This window comes from Microbispora sp. H11081 (assembly GCF_012999535.1).
Lineage (GTDB): Bacteria > Actinomycetota > Actinomycetes > Streptosporangiales > Streptosporangiaceae > Microbispora.
The window spans coordinates 1,201,552-1,221,004 of the sequence record NZ_JABBWV010000001.1 but is presented as its reverse complement, the minus strand read 5'-3'; the positions used below and the strand labels follow the sequence as shown (position 1 = coordinate 1,221,004).

The following is a 19,453-nucleotide window of genomic DNA, read 5'->3' as shown; positions in this document are numbered from 1 at the left end:
GGCGAGTAGTGCATCGTCGAGGCGGAGTAGTAGTAGGTGTCACCGGCCCGGAAGATGTCGATGTCGGCCAGGTCGTCCCACAACACCGGGTTGGTGTACGTCGACGACGGCGGCCACGGCCCACCCGGCGACGGCGAAGGCGACGGCGACGGCGAAACCGGCGGGGACACCGAGGGCGAAGGCGAGGGCGACGGCGAGGTCTCGGAGACGTTCCCGACGCGGACGAACTGCCACTGCTGGTTGTTGCCGCCCCAGTCGGAGTACTGCACGATCCTGCCGCCGTCCGCGGTGGAGGCGTTCTGGACCTCGACGGCCTTGCCGCTGTTGCGGTTGATCAGCCGTACGTAGCCGTCGGAGGAGTCGGCGAGGCGGAACTGCTGGTTGGTGCCGTTGTGGTCGCTCCACTGCACGATGTCGGCGGCGTCGGCGGTGGAGAAGTTGTACACGTCGAGCACCTTGCCCGAGTGCCGCGACAGCACGCGGTAGTAGCCGCCGCCGGAGTCGACGAACCGCCACTGCTGGTTGTTGCCGTTGGTGCGCGCCCACTGCACGAGCGATCCGCCGTCGGCCGTGGAGAAGCCGGACACGTCCAGGACCTTGCCGCTGTTGCGGTTGACCAGGACGTACCAGCCGTTCGTGTCGACGGAGGCCGCCGACGCCGGCGCCGTCCAGGCCACGGCGGTCGCGAACGCGGTCACGATCGCCGCCAGGAGACACGCGTAGACGGTGGCCGGCGACCGTCGCCGGCCACCCGTCACACGAGTGGGGGGTGAGTGCATCTTCTCTCCTCTGCAGGGTGAAGCCGGGACCGGCGGGGGCGGAGACACCGCGATGCGGCACGTGGACTCACCGCCGGTGCGGGAGGAGTCGTGTCCACCCGCACCGGGCCGGTGTCCCGCCGGGGAAGGAGGCGGGAGTCGGCGGGCCTGGTCGTCCGGGCGACCGCGGGCGTCGCCGCCCGAGCCGGGACCGGCGGCCCGTCCTCGCGGCCCGTCCTCGCGGCCCGTCATCGTGACTCGTCATCGCGGCTCGTCGGCGTGGGCTCGCCGGCGTGGGCTCGGTGGGCGTGCCGCACGGCGCGGGGCCGAGGGCCCGGGAATGGTGACGCCGGTGCGGGCCGTCCGGCCGGCGTCGTACGTCCCCGCGCCGCCCTGGGGCGAGGCCGGGTCGCTCCACGCGGCGGCCTGGCCCTGCTCCCTAGCCGCCGGCGACATCCGCACCGGGTGATCCCGGTGGCGGCCGTCGCCGGCGACATGACCGGGCGCAGGGTCCGGAGGGGTCACGCGCCGACGATCCGCACCTGGAATGTGAGCGTTAACAATCCCGCGAGCAGGTACCCCTCCTTCGTCGGCGGCGTGTGGTGGTGGTGTGTAGCGGATGAAACAGGACCCTCACAGCCGTGTCAACGCTCGCCCGATCTCGCGTCACCGCCCCGGACGCGCGGGCGGGGCTCACCTGCTCCTGCCGGGGCTGTGAGGGCACCTTCCGGCCCGTGCGGGATGAAAATTTCACCGGCTCACCCGGCACTTCACGCCACGCGGAACCCCCGCAGGAAAACAGCGGCGAAGCTGTCTCTCTCCACCTGGAGACATGACATCCGGACCCCCCGACGGCTACGAAACTTTCTCGACACGCTCTTGACACATTTCGTAATGATTTCCACACTGACTCCCCAGGGCGGCTCCTCCTGCCGGGACCGGTGGTGGACGGCAGGGGCCGCAGTCCCGGCGCGACAACGGAGCGCGCCTCTCTCCGCGGGCCTCACTGCCCGCGTCCCCTTCCCGATTTCGCAGTGGAGGCTCAGGCATGGGCGGAATTCCCTCACCCGCGAGCGGCGGGCGATCCTCCGGCGGAACCCGCCGGATGCTGGTCGCCGGCGCGCTCGGCTTACTCGGCGTGGTCACCGCGCTGACGGCGACCGCCCCCGCGGGCGCCACCGCCGGCACGCTCGGCGCGGCGGCCGCCCAGAGCGGCCGCTACTTCGGCACGGCGGTCGCCGCCGGCCACCTGAACGACTCGACGTATGTGGCCACCTGGGACCGGGAGTTCAACTCGGTCACCGCGGAGAACGAGATGAAGTGGGGCCCGATCGAGCCCTCCCGCAACTCGTTCAACTGGGGTTCGGCCGACCAGATCGTCAACCACGCCGTGAGCAAGGGCATGAAGGTCCGCGGCCACACCCTGGTCTGGCACGCCCAGCTGCCCAGCTGGATCAACGACAACATGTCGGCCAGCGACCTGCGCTCGGCGATGACCAACCACATCACCCAGGTCATGAACCACTACAAGGGCAAGGTCTACGCCTGGGACGTGGTCAACGAGGCCTTCGCCGACGGCGGCTCGGTCGGCGCCCTGCGGAGCTCGATCTTCACGCAGAAACTGGGCAACGGCTTCATCGAGGAGGCGTTCCGCGCCGCGCGGGCCGCCGACCCCAACGTCAAGCTGTGCTACAACGACTACAACATCGACGACGCCAACGCGAACAAGACCCGCGGCGTCTACAACATGGTCAAGGACTTCAAGGCCCGCGGCGTGCCGATCGACTGTGTCGGCCTGCAGTCACACTTCGGCAACCCGCCGTCGAACTACCAGCAGAACATCGCGCAGTTCGCCGCGCTCGGCGTCGACGTCCAGATCACCGAGCTCGACGTCGGCGGCTCCGGGTCGACCCAGGCCGACGCCTACCGCCGCGTCACCCAGGCCTGCCTGGCCGTGTCCCGCTGCACCGGCATCACCGTGTGGGGCATCACCGACAAGTGGTCCTGGCGCAGCGGTGACACCCCGCTGCTGTTCGACGGCAACTTCAACAAGAAGCAGGCCTACAACGCCGTCCTTGACGCGCTCAACAGCGCGACTCCTGGCACCAGCCCGTCTCCGGGCACGACCCCTTCTCCGGGCACGAGCCAGAACCCCGGCTCCACCAGTGCGATCAGGGGGGTCGGCTCCGGCCGGTGCCTGGACGTGAACGGCGCTTCGCAGACCAACGGCGCGCAGGTGCTGATCTGGGACTGCAACGGCCAGAACAACCAGCAGTGGACCTCGACCAGCGCCGGTGAGCTGCGCGTCTACGGCAACAAGTGCCTCGACGTGAACGGCGGCGGCACCGCCGACGGCAGCAGCGTCATCATCTGGGACTGCAACGGCCAGAACAACCAGAAGTGGCGCTTCAACTCCGACGGCAGCATCACCGCCGTCGGCGCCAACAAGTGCCTGGACGTCACCGGCGTCGGCACCGCCAACGGCACGAGGGTGCAGATCTGGTCGTGCAACGGCCAGAGCAACCAGAGGTGGACCCGCGTCTGACGCCACCACTCACCCGGGGCGGCCGCAACCCGGCCGCCCCTTTCGCCATGTACCGCAGCGGCCGGTCGGCGGCTGTGGTCACGGTGCTCTTCTCGGTGGCCTGGACGCTCACAGCCACGCCGGCAGGGCCGGCGCGAGGGAGCCGTCGCCGGTGGTGAGTGCGTGCGGGCGTCCGGTGAGGTAGGCGACGACGTCGGCGAGCGGGCCCGCGACGGCGACGGGCTCACCCTCGCCGGGCAGCGTCCAGTGGTCGCCGGTGTCGGTGGCGGTCAGCACGACCGCCGGGCCCGCGACGCCGCCGCGCTTGGCGGCGACGTCGTCGGCGAGCGCGACGAGAAACCCGGTGGGCAGGTCGGCGAAGGAGACGCCGGCCGCCAGGTCGACGGCGTGGACGCAGACCTCGCGGGAGCGCAGCCACGGGATCTCCGTGGCCGGTACGGTGCGGCCCTGGGCGGTGACGACCTTGGCGTTCCATTGGTCGTCGGTCAGCCCGGCGACGCCCGCGGCGAGCCGCTGTGCCGACGAGCGCAGCCAGGCGGCCAGCTCGGCGGCCGGCGTGCGTGAACCTGCCTCGATGTCGGCGTCGCGCTGCCGGGGCGAGGAGTACATCGGGGTCTCCTCGCCGGTGGCGGCCCAGTGCGTCAGGTTGCTCAGCGCGTCGGCGTTGGCCGCCACGTGGGCCACCAGGTGCTTGCGGCTCCAGCCGGGGAGCCCGGAGGGGGCGAGGTAACGCTCCTCGTCCCATCCGGCGACGGCGCGGAGGAACAGCGCGGTGCCCGCCTCGCTCCAGCCGAGGGCCTCGTCGAACGTACGGCGCATCAGGCCGCCCCGTCCCCGGCCACGGTGTTGTCGAGCCGGCCGATGCCCTGGATCTCGGCGACGACGCGCTCTCCGCCGGTCAGGTAGCGCTTCGGGGTGCGTGCGTGGCCGACGCCGCCCGGGGTGCCGGTGGCGATGACGTCGCCGGGGTTGAGGCGCATGATCGTCGAGACGTACTCGACCAGCGCGACCGGGTCGAACAGCAGGTCGCCGGTGTTGTCCTGCTGCATGACCTCGCCGTCGACGGTGAGGCTGAGCTCCAGCTCGGGGCGTACGCCGCCGGGCAGCTCGTCCGGGGTGACGAGGTAGGGGCCGACGGGGGTGGAGGAGTCCCACATCTTGCCCTGCAGCCACTCGCGGGTGCGGAACTGCCAGTCGCGGCAGGTGATGTCGTTGAGGACGGTGAAACCGGCGATCGCGGCCTCGGCCTCCGCGCCCCTGGCGCGGCGGACCCGCTTGCCGATCACGACGGCGAGCTCGACCTCCCAGTCGAACTCAGCGGTCTCCTCCGGACGCTCGATGTCGTCGGCGGCGCCGATGAGACAGTCGGCGAACTTCGCGAACAGGGTGGGGTGCTCCGGCAGGTCCCGGCCCATCTCCTGGATGTGGTTCTTGTAGTTCAGGCCCACGCAGACGACCTTCGACGGCCGCGGGACGACCGGCGCGAAGTCGGCGCCCTCGACGGAGTAGCTGGCGACCGCGCCCTCGGCGGCGGCTCCCGCCGCCCAGTCGTCCCGGGCCAGCAGCTCGCCGAGGTCGGCGGCGCCGAGGTCGACCAGCCGGTCGCCGTCGAGCCGTACGGCGCGGGTCGAGCCGTCGACGCGGAGGGTGGCGAGCTTCATCGGGTGGTCCCTTCGATGTGGGTGCGGTTGAGCTGCAGGGCCTCGAAGACCGGGGAGTCGCTGAACCGGAACAGGTCCAGCGCGCCGGAGTCGGAGTCGGTGGAGCCCGCCTCTGACCGGGCCGAGAAGGGCTGCCAGGACGGGACTGCGAACAGGTCGCCGCGGGTGACCGTCCAGGTCCTGTCGCCGACGGTCACGGTGCCGGAGCCGTCGAAGACCTGGTAGACCGACGAGCCGGTCTCGCGGACCGGGGCGGTCTCGGCGCCGCGCGCGACGCGGTGCATCTCGGCGCGGAGCGTGGGCAGCACGTCCGCGCCTGTGGCGGGGTTGACGTAGCGGACCGCGGCGTGGCCGGGCTCCACGGCGCCGCCGAAGCCCTCGGCCTCCAGGGCGAGCTGGTCGGTCAGGGCGCGGTCGGTGAACTCCCACTTGTAGGACAGCAGCGGGGTGCCCGGGGTGAGCTCGCCGGCCCGCACCGGGCGCAGGCCGGGGTGTCCCCACAGCCGCTCGGAGCGCGACCGCTCGGGGGTGATCCGCTCGGCCTCGCTGATCTCGTCGCGGCCGAACTCGAAGAACTGCGCCTCGGTGACGTACTGGAAGGGGATGTCGAGGCCGTCGATCCAGGCCATCGGCTCGCGCGTCGCGTTGTGGTGGGCGTGCCAGTTCCAGCCGGCCTGCGGGAGGAAGTCACCGCGGCGCATCGGGACCGCGTCGCCGCCGACGACCGTCCACACGCCCTCTCCCTCGACGACGAAGCGGAAGGCGTGCTGCGTGTGGCGGTGCTCGGGAGCGTCCTCCCCTGGCATCAGGTACTGGATCGCGGCCCAGAGCGTGGGCGTGGCGAAGGGCCGTCCGCCCAGTGCGGGGTTGGCCAGCGCGATCGCCCGCCGCTCTCCCCCGCGGCCGACCGGGACCAGGTCGCCGGCCTGCGCGGCGAGCCGCCGCAGGTTCTCCCACCGCCACAGGTGCGGCACCGCGCGCGAGCGGGGACTCGCGGGCATCAGGTCGCCGATCTCCGTCCACAGCGGCACGAGGAGCTCCTGCTCGAAACCGCGGTAGAGCTCTTCGAGCGCGGGGGTGACGTCGGGCTGGTCCGGCGCGTCGATCGCACGGAGCCGCACCGGGGAGTTAGGCGTGGTAGCAGCAGTGCTCATGCGGCTAATGTTGCTGCGGCAGCACCTTGAAGAACGCGAAATTCTGCGTTGCAGAATCGGGGGCATCGTGGGCAAGCCGCTGAAGAACCCGCCGACCTACCTGATCAACAGCGTGGACCACGCTCTGCGGCTCGCCGCGATCCTTCAGCTCGAAGGCGAGCTGACGGTCTCGGACGCCGCCGAGCGGCTCGGCGTCGCCCGCTCCACCGCGCACCGGCTGCTCGCGATGCTGGTCTACCGCGACTTCGCGGTCCAGGACGAGCGGCGCCTCTACCGTGCCGGGCCGGTCCTGGAGCTCGCGGCCCACTCGCCGTCGGCCGCGTCCCGCCTGCGCGCGGCGGCCCTGCCGCACCTGCACCGGCTGGTCGGCATGTTCGACGAGTCCGCCAACCTGGCGGTCCGCACCGGGGACACGGTCAGGTTCATCGCCAGCGCCGAGTGCTTCCAGACCCTGCGGGTGGGCTCCCGCGAGGGCATGGTGTTCCCGGCCCACGACACCACGGCGGGGCTGCTGCTGCTGGCTGAGCTGACCGACGATGAGCTCGAGGCGGTCTACCCGGCCGATCGGTACGCCGACGAGTCGGAGGAGCGGCTCACCGCGCGCCCCGACATGGACCGGCTGCGTGCCGAGCTGGCCCAGGTGCGGCGCAATGGTTTCGCGCTCAACCAGGGCCGCTCGGAGCGCGGCGTGGTGGCGCTCGGCGTTTCGGTCAGGGACTCGGACGGGACCGCCCTCGCCGGTCTGTCGGTGTCGATGCCGAGCGCGCGCTACGACAAGCATCGGCTGCCGGCACTGGTCGACGCCCTTTTCCGTGTGGCGAGCGCCGTGGAGGCCGATCTCGCCCGCTCCGGCTGAACACATTCCGGCGCCCGCTCTCCCGCCGTCCGGCGCGCCCGCGTCCCCTCGGCAGGAGCGCGGCGATGACGAGCGCGGCCACCGCCGCGATGGTGGTCGTGACCAGCGCGAGCTCGAGCCCTTCCCGGGACGGCAGCGAGAAGGCCCCGGTGGACACGACGTGGGCCGCGAGGACGGCGCTGATCACCGCGCTGGCCGAGGCCGTGCCGATGGAGCGCATGAGCGAGTTGAAGCCGTTGGCGGCGGCGGTCTCCGAGGTGGGCACCGCGCCCATGATCGAGGCGGGCATGGCGGCGTAGCCGATGCCGGCTCCGGAGGACGCGATGGTCGAGGCGAGCACGATGTGCCATACCTCGTCCATGAGGAACAGCGCGACGGCGTAGCCCGCGACCGTGCACACCGCGCCGATCATGAGCGTCGTCCGGGGCCCGTACGTGTTGGTGAGACGGGCAGAGACGGGCGAGAGCACCATCATCATCGCGCCGCCGACGGCCATGCACAGCCCGGCCTCGACCAGGGTCAGCTCCAGGCCGTAGCCGGTGACGCCCGGGGCCTGGAGCACCAGCGGGAACACCAGGTTGGGTCCGAACATGGCGAATCCGAAGGCGATCGACGCGATGTTCGTGATCAGCACCTCCCGCCGGGCGGTGGCCCGCAGGTCGACCAGCGGATCGGCCACCCTCAGCTCCACGAACCCCCATGCGAGGAAGATCACCGCCGACGCGGCGAACAGCCCCAGGGTGAGGGGGCTGTCCCAGCCCCAGCCGCCGCCCTTGCTCACGGGCAGCAGCAGGCACACCAGGCCCGCCGACAGACCCGCGGCGCCGAGGAAGTCGAACCGCCCGCCGGTCCGCAGCGGCGAGACGGGCACCAGCGTGAGGGTGAGGACGAGACCCACCGCTCCCATCAAAGCCGCCGCCAGGAAGAGCATGTGCCAGTCGACGAGTTGCACGAGGAGGGCGCCGAGCGGCAGCCCGAGCGCGCCGCCCGCGCCCAGGGTGGCGCTCATCAGCGCCATGGCCGACCCGAGCCGCTCGGGCGGCAGCAGGTCGCGCATGATGCTGATGCCGAGCGGGATGACGCCGACGGCGCAGCCCTGCAGCGCCCGCCCGATCACCACGACGGGCAGCGAGTCGCCGGCCACGCAGACGAGCGAGCCCGCCACCATCAGCGTGAGGCTGATCACCACCATGCGGCGCTTGCCGTACATGTCGCCGAGCCGTCCGCTCACCGGCGTGAACACGGCGGACGCCAGCAGCGTGACGGTGACGACCCAGGAGGCGTCCTCCGCCGGGACCGACAGCAGACGGGGCAGGTCGGGGATGACGGGCACCACCAAGGTGAACATCATCGAGACGATCATGCCGCTGAACGCCAGCGCGCCGGTGACGACACCGGATCTGGCCCCCGCTATGGGTGTCGCCACCGCACTCCTTCCATCAAGGACAATTCGTCACATTAGCCCCACCATCGTCGGGGGCCGCGACCGTCCCAGCGATTGCGGAAGACGGGGTCCCGCTTCTCGACGAAGGCCCGGATCGCCTCGCGGGTGTCCTCGGTGGTCCCGTTGAGGTTCTGCGCGGTCGCCTCCCGCGGCGCGCTCTCGTGGAAGCCCGTCGCGGCGGGGAGATCGAGCATCTCCTTGGTCTGCGCCAGCGGGAACGGGGCGAGGGTCAGCAGTTCGCGCGCCCACGCGTACGCGTGCGCCTACGCCTCCCCCTGCGGCACCACCTGTTGAGCGGTCCCAGGCGTGGACCTCGCCAGCGGAGAGCACGTGGCCGAAGAAGGCGAGCCCTCTGGCCCGGTGGAGCCCGGTCATGGGGTCAGCGGCGCCGGTGACGACGGCGATCGCGTAGAGCGGCGCGTCCGCTTCCATGAACGCGTGAGCGGCCCCACGGGGTCCGGACATCCGCGCCTGCGGTTCCGGGGGCATATCAGGTACACGTTATGGCAAGCCGGTAATCGGGGCTTGTTGACAGCGCGCCGACTTGTTTTCCATGGTGTGGCCTCGCGGATCGATCCTTCAGGGCGCGTCCGCGCCTGCTCCCCGCCGACCCGCCCGGCCGACGCGTGATGTCGCCCGGGTGGTGACACCGGCCGATTGTTAACGTTAACATACGGTTTCCCGCGTCGTGGTTCCCTTCTGTCCGGTGGGCGGTGGTGGCGGGTCGGATCCAATACGAGGTGCGGAGGCGACGTCAAGGGCGACGCCTCTCATCTCCGGCGCGCATCGAACATGTACGCGTCCCATCAGGCGTTATCAGGGTCGCCGCCGACCAGGACGAACGCGTTTCTCTGAAACTTTCGTAGGGGACTTGACACGTTTCGGCGTGTTTTTCACACTGTGTCCTCAAGGCGGCTTCCTCCTGCCCTGTGGTGGTGCGCAGCGAGGACCGCGGTTCGCGACGCCCTGGTGGTGTGCGTTCCTCGGCAGCGGAACGCGGCGTCGATCGCGCGGGCGACCCCCGCATGTCCGCTTTCACACAACGGTCCCGTCTCCGCCGGCGACTTCACGCCGTCCGGTGCGCCGGAACGGCACCGCGGCCACCCCGACCGCTACCCGCACCAGCCCCGGCGGCGGCCGGACCCGATGATGAGGAGATTCTCAGATGCGTCTGCCCTGGCGAGCGCGCTCACCGCGCCCCTCCGCCGCCGCGACCGCGGCACCGCCCCGGCGGTTCTCCCGCCGCGGCCTAGCGATCGGCTCGATTCCGGTCCTGCTGGCCGGAATCGGCGGCCTGCTGGTCACCCAGCCCGCCCAGGCCGCCGTCGCCTGCCGCGTCGACTACACCATCAGTTCGAGCTGGCCCGGCGGCTTCAACACCAACATCATCATCAACAACCTCGGTGACGCGGTCAACGGCTGGCAGCTGACCTGGTCGTTCGGCGGCGACCAGCAGATCACCCAGATCTGGAACGCCACCCACACCCAGTCCGGCTCGACGGTCACCGCCACCAACGTCTCCTACAACGGCAGCATCCCCAGCGGCGGCAGCGCGAACTTCGGGTTCAACGGCTCCTCGAACGGCTCCAACCAGGTGCCCACCTCGTTCTCGCTGAACGGTGTGCCCTGCACCGGCAGCCCCGGGACACCGAGCCCCTCCCCGACGCAGTCGCCAAGCGCGTCGCCGAGCGTCTCACCGAGCGCGTCGCCGAGCCCGTCCCCCTCTCCGTCCCCGTCCCCCTCTCCGTCCCCGTCGGTGACGCCGACGTGCAACCTGCCGACGTCGTACCGCTGGACCTCGACGGGCTCGCTGGCGACCCCGAAGTCCGGCTGGGTTTCGCTCAAGGACTTCACCAACGTCGTCTACAACGGCAAGCACCTCGTCTACGCGACGACGCACAACACGGGCACGAGCTGGGGCTCGATGAACTTCGGCCTGTTCTCCAACTGGTCCGACATGGCCTCGGCCAGCCAGAACACGATGAACTTCTCGGCCGTCGCGCCCACGCTGTTCTACTTCGCCCCCAAGAACATCTGGGTGCTGGCCTACCAGTGGGGCGGGACCGCGTTCTCCTACCGGACCTCCACCGACCCCAGCAACCCCAACGGCTGGTCGGCGCAGCAGACCCTGTCCACCGCGAGCATCACCGGCTCGGGCACCGGCCCGATCGACCAGACGCTCATCGGTGACGGCCAGAACATGTACCTGTTCTTCGCCGGGGACAACGGCAAGATCTACCGGTCCAGCATGCCGATCGGGAACTTCCCCGGCAACTTCGGCTCGAACTACACGACGATCATGAGCGACTCGACGAACAACCTGTTCGAGGGCGTCGAGGTCTACAAGCTCCAGGGCCAGAACAGGTACCTGATGCTCGTCGAGGCGATCGGCTCGCAGGGCCGTTACTTCCGCTCGTTCACGGCCACCAGCCTGGACGGGACCTGGACCCCGAACGCCACCAGCGAGAGCAACCCGTTCGCCGGCAAGGCCAACAGCGGCGCCACCTGGACCAACGACATCAGCCACGGCGACCTGGTCCGCACCAACCCCGACCAGACCAAGACCGTGGACCCCTGCAACCTGCAACTGCTCTACCAGGGCCGCAGCCCGAACTCGGGCGGCGACTACGGCCTCCTGCCCTACCGGCCCGGCCTGCTGACGCTGCAGCGCTGACAGCCTGACCTAGCTGACGGCCTGACCCAACAGCCCGGCCTACCGGCCGGCCACCGCCGGCACGCGGCGCCCGCTGTCCCCGGGCGCCGCGTGCCGGCACGCGTCACGCGGCCAGGTCGTGGCCCAGCCGCGCCGCCAGTTCCCGTACGAGGTCGAGGGCGGCGTCGGTGACGGCGGTGCCGGGCGGGAAGACGGCCGCGACACCGGCGTCCAGCAGCGCGGGGACGTCGCCCTGCGGGATGACCCCGCCGACCACGATCATGATGTCGTCGCCTCCGGCCTCGGCCAGCGCCCGCCGCAGCGCGGGCACCAGCGTGAGGTGCCCGGCGGCCTGGGACGAGACCCCCACGATGTGCACGTCGGCCTCGACCGCCTGGCGGGCGACCTCCTCCGGCGTCTGGAACAGCGGGCCGACGTCGACGTCGAAGCCGAGGTCGGCGAAGCCGCTCGCGATCACCTTCTGGCCCCGGTCGTGGCCGTCCTGGCCCATCTTGGCCACCAGGATCCTGGGGCGGCGGCCCTCCGCCTCGGCGAAGCGGTCGCTGGCCTCGCGGACGGCTTCGGCCCCCGAGCCCATCTCCTGCCGGTACACCCCTGAGATGGTCTGCACGTTCGCCTGATGCCTCCCGAACACATTCTCCAGCGCGTCGGAGATCTCCCCCACGGTGGCGTGCGCCCGCGCCGCGTCCACCGCCAGCGCCAGCAGGTTGCCGTCGGAGGCCGCCCCGCGGGTGAGCGCGTCCAGCGCGGCGCGTACGGCCTCGGGGTCGCGTTCGGCCCGCAGCGCGCGCAGCCGCTCGATCTGGCGGGCGCGTACGGCGGTGTTGTCGACCTTGAGCACCTCCACCTCGGGCTCGGCGTCGGTGCGGTACTTGTTGACACCGATGACCGGCTGGACGCCCGAGTCGATGCGGGCCTGGGTGCGGGCGGCGGCCTCCTCGATGCGGAGCTTGGGCAGCCCCTGGTCGATCGCCCGCGCCATGCCGCCCACCTGTTCCACCTCGGCGATGTGCTGCCGCGCCTTGGCCGCGATCTGCCGGGTGAGGGTCTCGACGTAGTAGGAGCCGCCCCACGGGTCGATGACCCGGGTGGTGCCCGACTCCTGCTGGAGCAGCAACTGGGTGTTGCGGGCGATCCGCGCCGAGAAGTCCGTCGGCAGCGCGAGCGCCTCGTCAAGGGCGTTGGTGTGCAGCGACTGCGTGTGCCCCTGCGTCGCCGCCATCGCCTCCAGGCAGGTGCGCACCACGTTGTTGTAGACGTCCTGGGCCGTCAGCGACCAGCCGGAGGTCTGGGAGTGGGTGCGCAGGGCCAGCGACTTCGAATCCTTCGGGGCGAAACCGCTCACCAGGTCCGCCCACAGCAGCCGGGCGGCCCGGAGCTTGGCGACCTCCATGAAGAAGTTCATGCCGATGCACCAGAAGAACGACAGGCGCGGCGCGAACGCGTCGATGTCGAGCCCGGCCGCGGTCCCGGCCCGCAGATACTCCACCCCGTCGGCCAGCGTGTAGGCCAACTCCAGGTCACAGGTCGCCCCCGCCTCCTGGATGTGATAGCCCGAGATCGAGATCGAGTTGAACTTCGGCATCCGCTGCGAGGTGTAGGCGAAGATGTCGGAGATGATCCGCATCGACGGGCCCGGCGGATAGATGTAGGTGTTGCGGACCATGAACTCCTTGAGGATGTCGTTCTGGATGGTCCCCGCCAGCTGCTCCGGCTTCACCCCCTGCTCCTCGGCCGCCACGATGTACAGCGCCAGGATCGGCAGCACCGCGCCGTTCATCGTCATCGACACGCTCATCCGGTCCAGCGGGATCCCGTCGAAGAGGATCCGCATGTCATGGATGGAGTCGATCGCCACGCCCGCCATGCCCACGTCACCGGCGACGCGGGGATGGTCGGAGTCGTAGCCCCGATGGGTCGCGAGGTCGAAGGCGACCGACAGCCCCTTCTGCCCCGCCGCCAGGTTGCGCCGGTAGAACGCGTTGGACTCCTCCGCCGTGGAGAACCCCGCGTACTGCCGGATCGTCCACGGCCGGGTCACGTACATCGTCGGGTACGGCCCGCGCAGGAAGGGCGCGATGCCCGGATAGGTCCCCAGGCCGTCCGGGAGGTCGGCTGCCGTGTAGAACGGCGCGATCGGGATGCCCTCGGGGCTGTCCCACGCGGCTCCGCCGGTCTCAGGCGGCGAGCCGGGTCGCGCTGATCCGGTCAGGGCCACGCCTCGGAAGTCCGGGATCATTCGTCCACCTCCAGATCCGCGAGGGTCGTGCGCAGCACCTCGAGCACGTCGCACCCCGCGTACAGGTTGCCGTCCACGCCGTCGTACCGGCCCCGGCCGGCCAGCCAGATCCTGACCGCGCCCGCCTTCCGCAGCGCCGCCGCGACGGCGGAGGCGTGCTCGGCGTACGCCTCGTCGCTGGAGCACAGGCACGCCACGGCGGTGCCGCTCGCGGCGAACTCCTTCGCGATCGCGTCCGGGTCGGCGGCCGGACTCGACGTGACCGTCTCGACGCCGCCGGCCTGGAACAGTCCCGCCGCGAACGACACGCGCGCCGCGTGCTCCCTCGCCGATCCGACGGCCGCCAGGAACACCGCCGGGCGGGCGGGCAGGGCCTCCGCCCGGTCGCGCAGGTCCTCGAACGCCTGGGCGTGCCGGATTCTCGGCAGGGCTCCGGCGGGTGGTTGTGGCACGCAGTTGAGCGCGGGCGCCGGCTCCGACAGGTCGGGGAACTGGCTCACGCCGACGATCGGCGCCTTGCGGCGCGCGATGTCGCGTGACCTGCTCTCCCTGGTGCGGGCGATCCTCGACCGCACCAGTCCCGTGGCGAGCGCCGCGGCCATGCCGCCCGCCTCCTCGATCTCCTGGAACCACTGCCAGGCCTTCTCAGCGAGGTCGGCGGTGAGCCGCTCGACGTACCACGATCCGGCGGCGGGGTCGGTCACCCTGGCCACGTGGCCCTCCTCGACCAGCAGCGCCGAGGTGTTGCGGGCGATCCTGCGGGAGAAGCCGTCGGGCAGGCCGAGCGCGTCGTCGAACGGCCGGACGGTCACCGCGTCGGCGCCGCCGACCCCCGCCGCGAAGCAGGCCAGCGTCGTCCGCAGCATGTTCGTCCACGGGTCCCGCCGCGTCATCATCGCCGCCGAGGTCACCGCGTGCTGGAACTGACCGGACGGCCCGCCGCAGACCTCCGCCACCCGGGCCCACAGCACCCGGGCCGCGCGCAGCTTCGCGATCGTCGCGAACTGGTCGGCGCTCGCGGCGTACCGGAACTCCACCTGGCCGAACGCCTCGTCGACGCCGAGCCCGTGATCGGTGAGCGCCCGCACGTAGGCCAGGCCGGTGGCGATCGAGCACCCGAGCTCGTCCGCGTCGCCGCCGCCCGCCTCGTGGTACGGCGTGGCGTCGGCGACCACCGCGCGCATCCCGGGCAGGCCGTCGGCGCAGCGCCGGGCGAGCTCGGCCGTCTCGGCGAGGCCGAACGCGGCGCCGCCAGGCAGGTTCAGGGGGTCGGCCCCGAAGCAGCCCCGCAGCGACGCGGCGGGGACGCCGTTCGCGGCGGCCAGGGACAGCAGAGCGTCCGCCGCCTCCCCCGTCCTGTCGCCCGCGTCCAGGGTGATCGAAATCCAGTCCAGGTGGACGCCGTCGAGCGCGCGGGGCAGTTCCCGGGGGGCGACGGCCAGCCACAGCGAGTCGACGCCGTTCTCCAGGTCCGTCAGCACGGCCTCCCGATCCGCGACCTCGTGCCGCTGCCGCACCTCCCAAGGGCCGCCGAGGCCGCGACCTCCCGGCGCGTACGGCGCGAGCCCGGGCAGCCCCGGCGTCTCCGGCAGGTCGGAGGCGTCGTGCAGCGGGGCGACGGTGATGCCGTCGTAGGTGGTGCTCGCCAGCGCCTCCTCCGGCGAGTCCGTCTCGCTGCCCGACCGGCGCAGGACCTCCCGCGCCAGTTCACGCCACTGCTCCCGGGTGGCGGGCGGGAACCCGGTGCCGCTCATTTCAGGTCCTTGATCTCGCAGATGACCGCGCCCGCGGCCACGGTGGCGCCGACGTCCGCGGACATGCCGACCACGGTGCCGGCCTTGTGGGCGGTGAGGGGTTGTTCCATCTTCATCGCTTCCAGGACGACGATGGTGTCGCCGGGCTCGACGGTGTCGCCGTCGGCGGCGACGACCTTCACGATCGTGCCCTGCATCGGGCTGACCAGGGAGTCGCCGCTGGCGGCGGCCTTGGTGCCGCTGCCGCCCGGCCGCCTGGGTGTGGCCTTCTTCGCCGCCTGGGGCGCGCCTGAGCCGGGTGCGCCGAGGCCGGCGGGCAGGACGACTTCCAGGCGTTTGCCGCCGACCTCGACGGTGATGCGTTCGCGTTCGGCCTGCTCGGTCGTGCCGGTCTCGCCCTCATGCGGGGGGATGGTGGTGGTGAACTCGGTTTCGATCCAGCGGGTGTGGACGGTGAACGGGTCGCCGGTGAAGGCGGGGTCGTCGACCACGGCGCGGTGGAAGGGCAGCACGGTCGGCATGCCGGTGATGTCGTATTCGGCCAGGGCGCGGCGGGCGCGTTGCAGGGCCTGGGTGCGGGTGGCGCCGGTGACGATGAGTTTGGCGACCAGGGAGTCGAACGCTTGGGGGACGCTCATCCCTGTCTCGTAGCCGCCGTCCAGGCGGACGCCGGGCCCGGAGGGCACGCGCATGGTGGTGATCGTGCCGGGGGCGGGCAGGAAGCCGCGGCCGGCGTCCTCGGCGTTGATGCGGAACTCGATGGAGTGGCCGCGCACGGGGGGGTCGTCGTAGCCGAGGGGCTGGCCTTCGGCGATGCGGAACATCTCGCGGACCAGGTCGATGCCGGTGACCTCTTCGCTGACGGGGTGTTCGACCTGCAGGCGGGTGTTGACCTCCAGGAAGGAGATGGTGCCGTCCTGGCCGACCAGGAACTCGCAGGTGCCGGCGCCGATGTAGCCGGCCTCGCGCAGGATCGCCTTGGAGGAGGAGTAGAGCAGGTGCATCTGGTCGTCGGTCAGGAACGGGGCGGGGGCCTCTTCGACGAGTTTTTGGTGGCGGCGTTGCAGGGAGCAGTCGCGGGTGGAGATGACCACGACGGTGCCGTGGGCGTCGGCCAGGCACTGGGTCTCCACGTGGCGGGGGCGGTCCAGGTAGCGTTCGACGAAGCATTCGCCGCGGCCGAAGGCGGTGACGGCCTCGCGGACGGCCGACTCGTACAGGCTGGGGATCTCTTCCAGGGTGCGGGCGACTTTCAGGCCGCGGCCGCCGCCGCCGAAGGCGGCTTTGATCGCGATGGGCAGGCCGTGGGTCTGGGCGAAGGCGGTCACCTCCTCCACGCCGGAGACGGGGTCGGGGGTGCCGGCGACCAGGGGGGCGCCCACCCGCTGGGCGATGTGGCGGGCGGCGACCTTGTCGCCGAGGGCGGTGATGGCCGCGGGGGGCGGGCCGATCCAGGTCAGGCCGGCGTCGATGACGGCCTGGGCGAAGCCGGCGTTCTCGGCCAGGAACCCGTAGCCGGGGTGGACGGCGTCGGCGCCCGCCCGCGCGGCGAGGTCGAGGATCTTGTCGATGTGCAGGTAGGTCTCGGCCGGGCTCTGCCCGCCCAGGGCGTAGGCCTCGTCGGCCACCCGCACGTGCAGCGCGTCCAGGTCCTGGTCGGCGTAGATCGCGACGCTGGTCAGCCCCGCGTCTCTGCACGCCCGGGCGATCCGTACGGCGATCTCACCCCGATTGGCGATCAGCACCTTCCGGATGGTCTTACTCACAGACGTCCTCCAAGACTCCATCTCGACTCCCGCCACCCCTGCGGGCCTGTCATGAGCGGGCGGCGCATCCCGTGCCGCCGGGCCAGGACCCCCCAGCCCGACGGCGCCGGCGGCGGCACCGGATCGGCCTGCCGCGCCGTGAGCAGCGCCACGGCCAGCGCGGCCAGTTCCTCGGGCAGCGGAGCGCCCTTCGTCACACGGATGTCGCTCACAGCGGCACGTTCCCGTGCTTCTTCGGCGGCAGGGCGGCCCGCTTGCCGCGCAGCATCCGCAGCGCGCGGACGATCTCGCGCCGGGTCTCCCGCGGCGCGATCACCGCGTCGACGTAGCCGCGTTCGGCCGCCAGGTATGGCGTGGCGAGGGTGTCCTCGTACTCACGCACCAGCTCGGCCCGCAGTGCTTCCGGGGCGTCCGATGCCGCCAGCGTCCTGCGATGCAGGATGTTGACCGCGCCCTGCGCGCCCATCACGGCGATCTGGGCGGTGGGCCAGGCGAGGTTGACGTCCGCGCCGAGGTGCTTGGACCCCATGACGTCGTACGCCCCGCCGTACGCCTTGCGGGTGATGACCGTGACCAGCGGCACGGTCGCCTCCGCGTAGGCGTAGAGCAGCTTGGCGCCGCGCCTGATGATGCCGTTCCACTCCTGATCGGTGCCCGGCAGGAAGCCCGGCACGTCGACGAAGGTCAGCACCGGGATGTTGAAGGCGTCGCAGGTGCGGACGAACCGGGCGGCCTTCTCGCTCGCGTCGATGTCGAGCGTGCCGGCGAACCGCATCGGCTGGTTCGCGACGACGCCCACCGAACGCCCCTCGACCCGGCCGAACCCGACCACGATGTTCGGCGCGAAGAGCGCCTGCACCTCGAGGAACTCGCCGTCGTCGAGGACGTGCCCGATGACCGCGTGCATGTCGTACGGCTGGTTGGCCGAGTCGGGGATCAGCGTGTCCAGCGCCCGGTCGTCCTCGCCGATCTCCAGGTCCGCCGGGGCCTCGAAGGACGCGGTGTCGTCGAGGTTGTTCTGCGGCAGGTACGACAGCAGCGCGCGGGCGTAGTCGAGCGCGTCGTCCTCGTCCTCGGCGCAGTAGTGGGCGTTGCCGCTGCGGCTGTTGTGCACGCGGGCGCCGCCCAGCTCCTCGAAGGTCACGTCCTCGCCGGTCACGGTCTTGATGACGTCGGGCCCGGTGACGAACATGTGGGACGCCTCGTCCACCATGATCGTGAAGTCGGTGAGTGCCGGCGAGTAGACGTGCCCGCCGGCGCAGGCGCCCATGATCAGCGAGATCTGCGGGATCACCCCGGAGGCGTGCACGTTGCGGCGGAAGATCTCGCCGTACAGGCCGAGCGAGACGACGCCCTCCTGAATGCGGGCGCCCGCGCCCTCGTTGATGCCGACGATCGGCGCCCCGATCTTCACGGCCAGGTCCATGACCTTGCAGATCTTCTCGCCGTACACCTCACCCAGGCTCCCGCCGAACACGGTGAAGTCCTGGGAGAAGACGCAGACGGTGCGGCCGTCGACCGTCCCGTGGCCGGTGACCACGCCGTCACCGGGCACGCGGGTGCCTTCCATGCCGAACGACGTGCTGCGATGCACGGCCAGGGCGTCGAGCTCGACGAATGAGCCGGGGTCGAGCAACCGCTCGATCCGCTCGCGGGCCGTGAGCTTGCCCTTGGCGTGCTGCTTGCCGGCCGCCCGCTTCTCGGCGGCGCGGACCGCCTCGTCCAGACGCTCTTCGAGCCGGCTGAGGCTGGCCGCGGTGCCACGCGATTCCATCGATCACCCATTCGGCGGATAGGACTGAGTTTCACTGAGACGATACTCAGTCTCGCTTGCGTGGACAAGCCCGGCACCCGCGACAATGGCCACATGGCCACACCGTCCATCAGCCACCGCCTCGCCGAGGCGGCGGTGGCCCTGTTCGACGAGAACGGGTACGACGAGACCACCGTCGACGACATCGCCGCCCGCGCGGGGGTGAGCCGCAGCACCTTCTTCCGCTACTACCGGTCCAAGGAAGACGCCATCTTCCCCGACCACGACACGCTGCTCGCCCAGGTGGACGCCCGTCTGCGCGCCTCGACCGCGGACACCGCGATCGTCGCGGTGTCCGACGCGGTCCGCATCGTGCTGGCGCACTACGTGGCGGACGCCGAGGTGTCGCTGCGCCGCTACCGCCTCGTCGGCCGCGTCCCCGCCCTCCGCGACCGGGAGAACGCCAGCGTCGCCCGCTACCAGCGGCTGTTCCGCGAGTTCATCGGCAAATGGCTGGCCGGGACCCCCGACGCCGACCTGCGCGCCGAGCTCATGGCCGCCTCGGTCGTCGCGGCGCACAACCAGGTCCTGCGCGGCTGGCTGCGCGCCGGCGGCACGTACGACCCCTCGGGCCCGCTCGACCAGGCCCTGGGGTACGTCATCGCGACCTTCCGGCACCTGGAGCGCCCCCAGGACGGCCGCGACGACGTCGTCGTCGCCACCTTCAGCCGCTCGGCCTCTCCCCTGGCCGTCATGGAAGCCATCCAGGGCCATCTGCGGCCTCGCCCCACCGGAGAAACCGGCGAGAAGCCGTGAACCGGGACACCTCGCCCATCGTCTCCGCCCGCC

At 71.5% G+C, this 19,453-nt stretch carries 15 protein-coding genes and 1 pseudogene; 5 read left to right on the top strand and 11 right to left on the bottom strand.

Annotated elements, in window-relative coordinates; translation table 11 throughout:
• The coding region (locus HHX31_RS05230) for an RICIN domain-containing protein (protein WP_169945447.1) at positions 1-779 on the bottom strand (779 nt) is incomplete at its 3' end.
• Between the two features lie 319 nt (positions 780-1,098).
• Here HHX31_RS05230 and HHX31_RS34965 point away from each other — a divergent pair.
• Together HHX31_RS34965 and HHX31_RS05225 are read left to right on the top strand one after the other, a co-directional pair.
• Positions 1,099-1,227 carry a hypothetical protein gene (locus HHX31_RS34965; protein ID WP_283244369.1) on the top strand — a complete coding sequence of 43 codons (129 nt, stop codon included), beginning with the start codon at positions 1,099-1,101 and terminating at the stop codon, positions 1,225-1,227.
• Positions 1,228-1,806: 579 nt separating this feature from the next.
• A complete protein-coding gene (locus HHX31_RS05225; RefSeq protein ID WP_169945445.1) occupies positions 1,807-3,303 on the top strand; it encodes a lectin in 1,497 nt (498 codons plus the stop codon).
• Positions 3,304-3,411: 108 nt separating this feature from the next.
• Here HHX31_RS05225 and HHX31_RS05220 read toward each other — a convergent pair whose 3' ends face one another.
• Genes HHX31_RS05220 through HHX31_RS05210 form a run of 3 tightly spaced genes read right to left on the bottom strand, consistent with a single transcriptional unit; the run spans position 3,412 to position 6,118 of the window.
• On the bottom strand, positions 3,412-4,122 hold the full coding sequence (locus tag HHX31_RS05220; protein ID WP_169945444.1) for a maleylpyruvate isomerase family mycothiol-dependent enzyme: 711 nt from the start codon (positions 4,120-4,122) through the stop codon (positions 3,412-3,414).
• On the bottom strand, positions 4,122-4,964 hold the full coding sequence (locus tag HHX31_RS05215) for a fumarylacetoacetate hydrolase family protein (protein WP_169945443.1): 843 nt from the start codon (positions 4,962-4,964) through the stop codon (positions 4,122-4,124). Before HHX31_RS05215 ends, HHX31_RS05220 begins: the two co-directional genes overlap by 1 nt.
• Positions 4,961-6,118, bottom strand: a complete 1,158-nt coding sequence (locus HHX31_RS05210; RefSeq protein WP_169945441.1) for a cupin domain-containing protein — start codon at positions 6,116-6,118, stop codon at positions 4,961-4,963. Before HHX31_RS05210 ends, HHX31_RS05215 begins: the two co-directional genes overlap by 4 nt.
• On the opposite strand from HHX31_RS05210, the pseudogene HHX31_RS05205 reads away from it, so the two are divergent.
• Positions 6,117-6,890 (top strand): annotated as a pseudogene (locus HHX31_RS05205) (IclR family transcriptional regulator); the annotation flags it as partial. The gene HHX31_RS05210 and the pseudogene HHX31_RS05205 sit on opposite strands and share 2 nt — an antisense overlap.
• Here the strand turns inward: HHX31_RS05205 and HHX31_RS05200 are convergent.
• Positions 6,829-8,400, bottom strand: a complete 1,572-nt coding sequence (locus tag HHX31_RS05200) for an MFS transporter (RefSeq protein ID WP_311931562.1) — start codon at positions 8,398-8,400, stop codon at positions 6,829-6,831. The pseudogene HHX31_RS05205 and the gene HHX31_RS05200 overlap by 62 nt on opposite strands.
• A 32-nt stretch (positions 8,401-8,432) precedes the next feature.
• A complete protein-coding gene (locus tag HHX31_RS05195) occupies positions 8,433-8,612 on the bottom strand; it encodes a hypothetical protein (RefSeq protein WP_169945438.1) in 180 nt (59 codons plus the stop codon).
• Positions 8,613-9,583: 971 nt separating this feature from the next.
• Between HHX31_RS05195 and HHX31_RS05190 the strand changes: the two genes are divergently transcribed.
• Positions 9,584-11,092: a non-reducing end alpha-L-arabinofuranosidase family hydrolase gene (locus HHX31_RS05190; protein ID WP_169945437.1), complete on the top strand. Its 1,509-nt coding sequence runs from the start codon at positions 9,584-9,586 to the stop codon at positions 11,090-11,092.
• A gap of 103 nt (positions 11,093-11,195) precedes the next feature.
• Here the strand turns inward: HHX31_RS05190 and scpA are convergent, their stop codons facing one another.
• From scpA to HHX31_RS05165, 5 genes are read right to left on the bottom strand one after another with little or no spacing between them, the layout of a single operon-like run.
• Positions 11,196-13,331: a methylmalonyl-CoA mutase gene (gene scpA / locus HHX31_RS05185; RefSeq protein WP_169945436.1), complete on the bottom strand. Its 2,136-nt coding sequence runs from the start codon at positions 13,329-13,331 to the stop codon at positions 11,196-11,198.
• Positions 13,328-15,085, bottom strand: coding sequence for a methylmalonyl-CoA mutase family protein (locus HHX31_RS05180; RefSeq protein ID WP_169945434.1), 1,758 nt, complete (start codon positions 15,083-15,085; stop codon positions 13,328-13,330). Before HHX31_RS05180 ends, scpA begins: the two co-directional genes overlap by 4 nt.
• Positions 15,082-16,839, bottom strand: a complete 1,758-nt coding sequence (locus HHX31_RS05175) for a biotin carboxylase N-terminal domain-containing protein (RefSeq protein WP_169945643.1) — start codon at positions 16,837-16,839, stop codon at positions 15,082-15,084. Before HHX31_RS05175 ends, HHX31_RS05180 begins: the two co-directional genes overlap by 4 nt.
• An 8-nt stretch (positions 16,840-16,847) precedes the next feature.
• The gene (locus HHX31_RS05170; RefSeq protein ID WP_169945433.1) at positions 16,848-17,063 is read right to left on the bottom strand and encodes an acyl-CoA carboxylase epsilon subunit; all 216 of its coding nucleotides are present in this window, start codon (positions 17,061-17,063) and stop codon (positions 16,848-16,850) included.
• Positions 17,060-18,625 carry an acyl-CoA carboxylase subunit beta gene (locus tag HHX31_RS05165; protein ID WP_169945432.1) on the bottom strand — a complete coding sequence of 522 codons (1,566 nt, stop codon included), beginning with the start codon at positions 18,623-18,625 and terminating at the stop codon, positions 17,060-17,062. Before HHX31_RS05165 ends, HHX31_RS05170 begins: the two co-directional genes overlap by 4 nt.
• Positions 18,626-18,718: 93 nt before the next feature.
• Between HHX31_RS05165 and HHX31_RS05160 the strand changes: the two genes are divergently transcribed.
• Positions 18,719-19,420: a TetR family transcriptional regulator gene (locus HHX31_RS05160; protein WP_169945430.1), complete on the top strand. Its 702-nt coding sequence runs from the start codon at positions 18,719-18,721 to the stop codon at positions 19,418-19,420.
• The last annotated feature ends 33 nt before the right edge of the window (positions 19,421-19,453 follow it).

Bases quoted from the DNA above. Each gene is read 5' to 3' on its own strand.
- HHX31_RS05210 (WP_169945441.1), bottom strand. From the start codon at position 6,118: ATGAGCACTGCTGCTACCACGCCTAACTCCCCGGTGCGGCTCCGTGCG.
- HHX31_RS05215 (WP_169945443.1), bottom strand. From the start codon at position 4,964: ATGAAGCTCGCCACCCTCCGCGTCGACGGCTCGACCCGCGCCGTACGG.
- scpA (WP_169945436.1), bottom strand. From the start codon at position 13,331: ATGATCCCGGACTTCCGAGGCGTGGCCCTGACCGGATCAGCGCGACCC.
- HHX31_RS05180 (WP_169945434.1), bottom strand. From the start codon at position 15,085: ATGAGCGGCACCGGGTTCCCGCCCGCCACCCGGGAGCAGTGGCGTGAA.
- HHX31_RS05220 (WP_169945444.1), bottom strand. From the start codon at position 4,122: ATGCGCCGTACGTTCGACGAGGCCCTCGGCTGGAGCGAGGCGGGCACC.
- HHX31_RS34965 (WP_283244369.1), top strand. From the start codon at position 1,099: ATGGTGACGCCGGTGCGGGCCGTCCGGCCGGCGTCGTACGTCCCCGCG.
- HHX31_RS05195 (WP_169945438.1), bottom strand. From the start codon at position 8,612: ATGCTCGATCTCCCCGCCGCGACGGGCTTCCACGAGAGCGCGCCGCGG.
- HHX31_RS05160 (WP_169945430.1), top strand. From the start codon at position 18,719: ATGGCCACACCGTCCATCAGCCACCGCCTCGCCGAGGCGGCGGTGGCC.
- HHX31_RS05165 (WP_169945432.1), bottom strand. From the start codon at position 18,625: ATGGAATCGCGTGGCACCGCGGCCAGCCTCAGCCGGCTCGAAGAGCGT.
- HHX31_RS05225 (WP_169945445.1), top strand. From the start codon at position 1,807: ATGGGCGGAATTCCCTCACCCGCGAGCGGCGGGCGATCCTCCGGCGGA.
- HHX31_RS05190 (WP_169945437.1), top strand. From the start codon at position 9,584: ATGCGTCTGCCCTGGCGAGCGCGCTCACCGCGCCCCTCCGCCGCCGCG.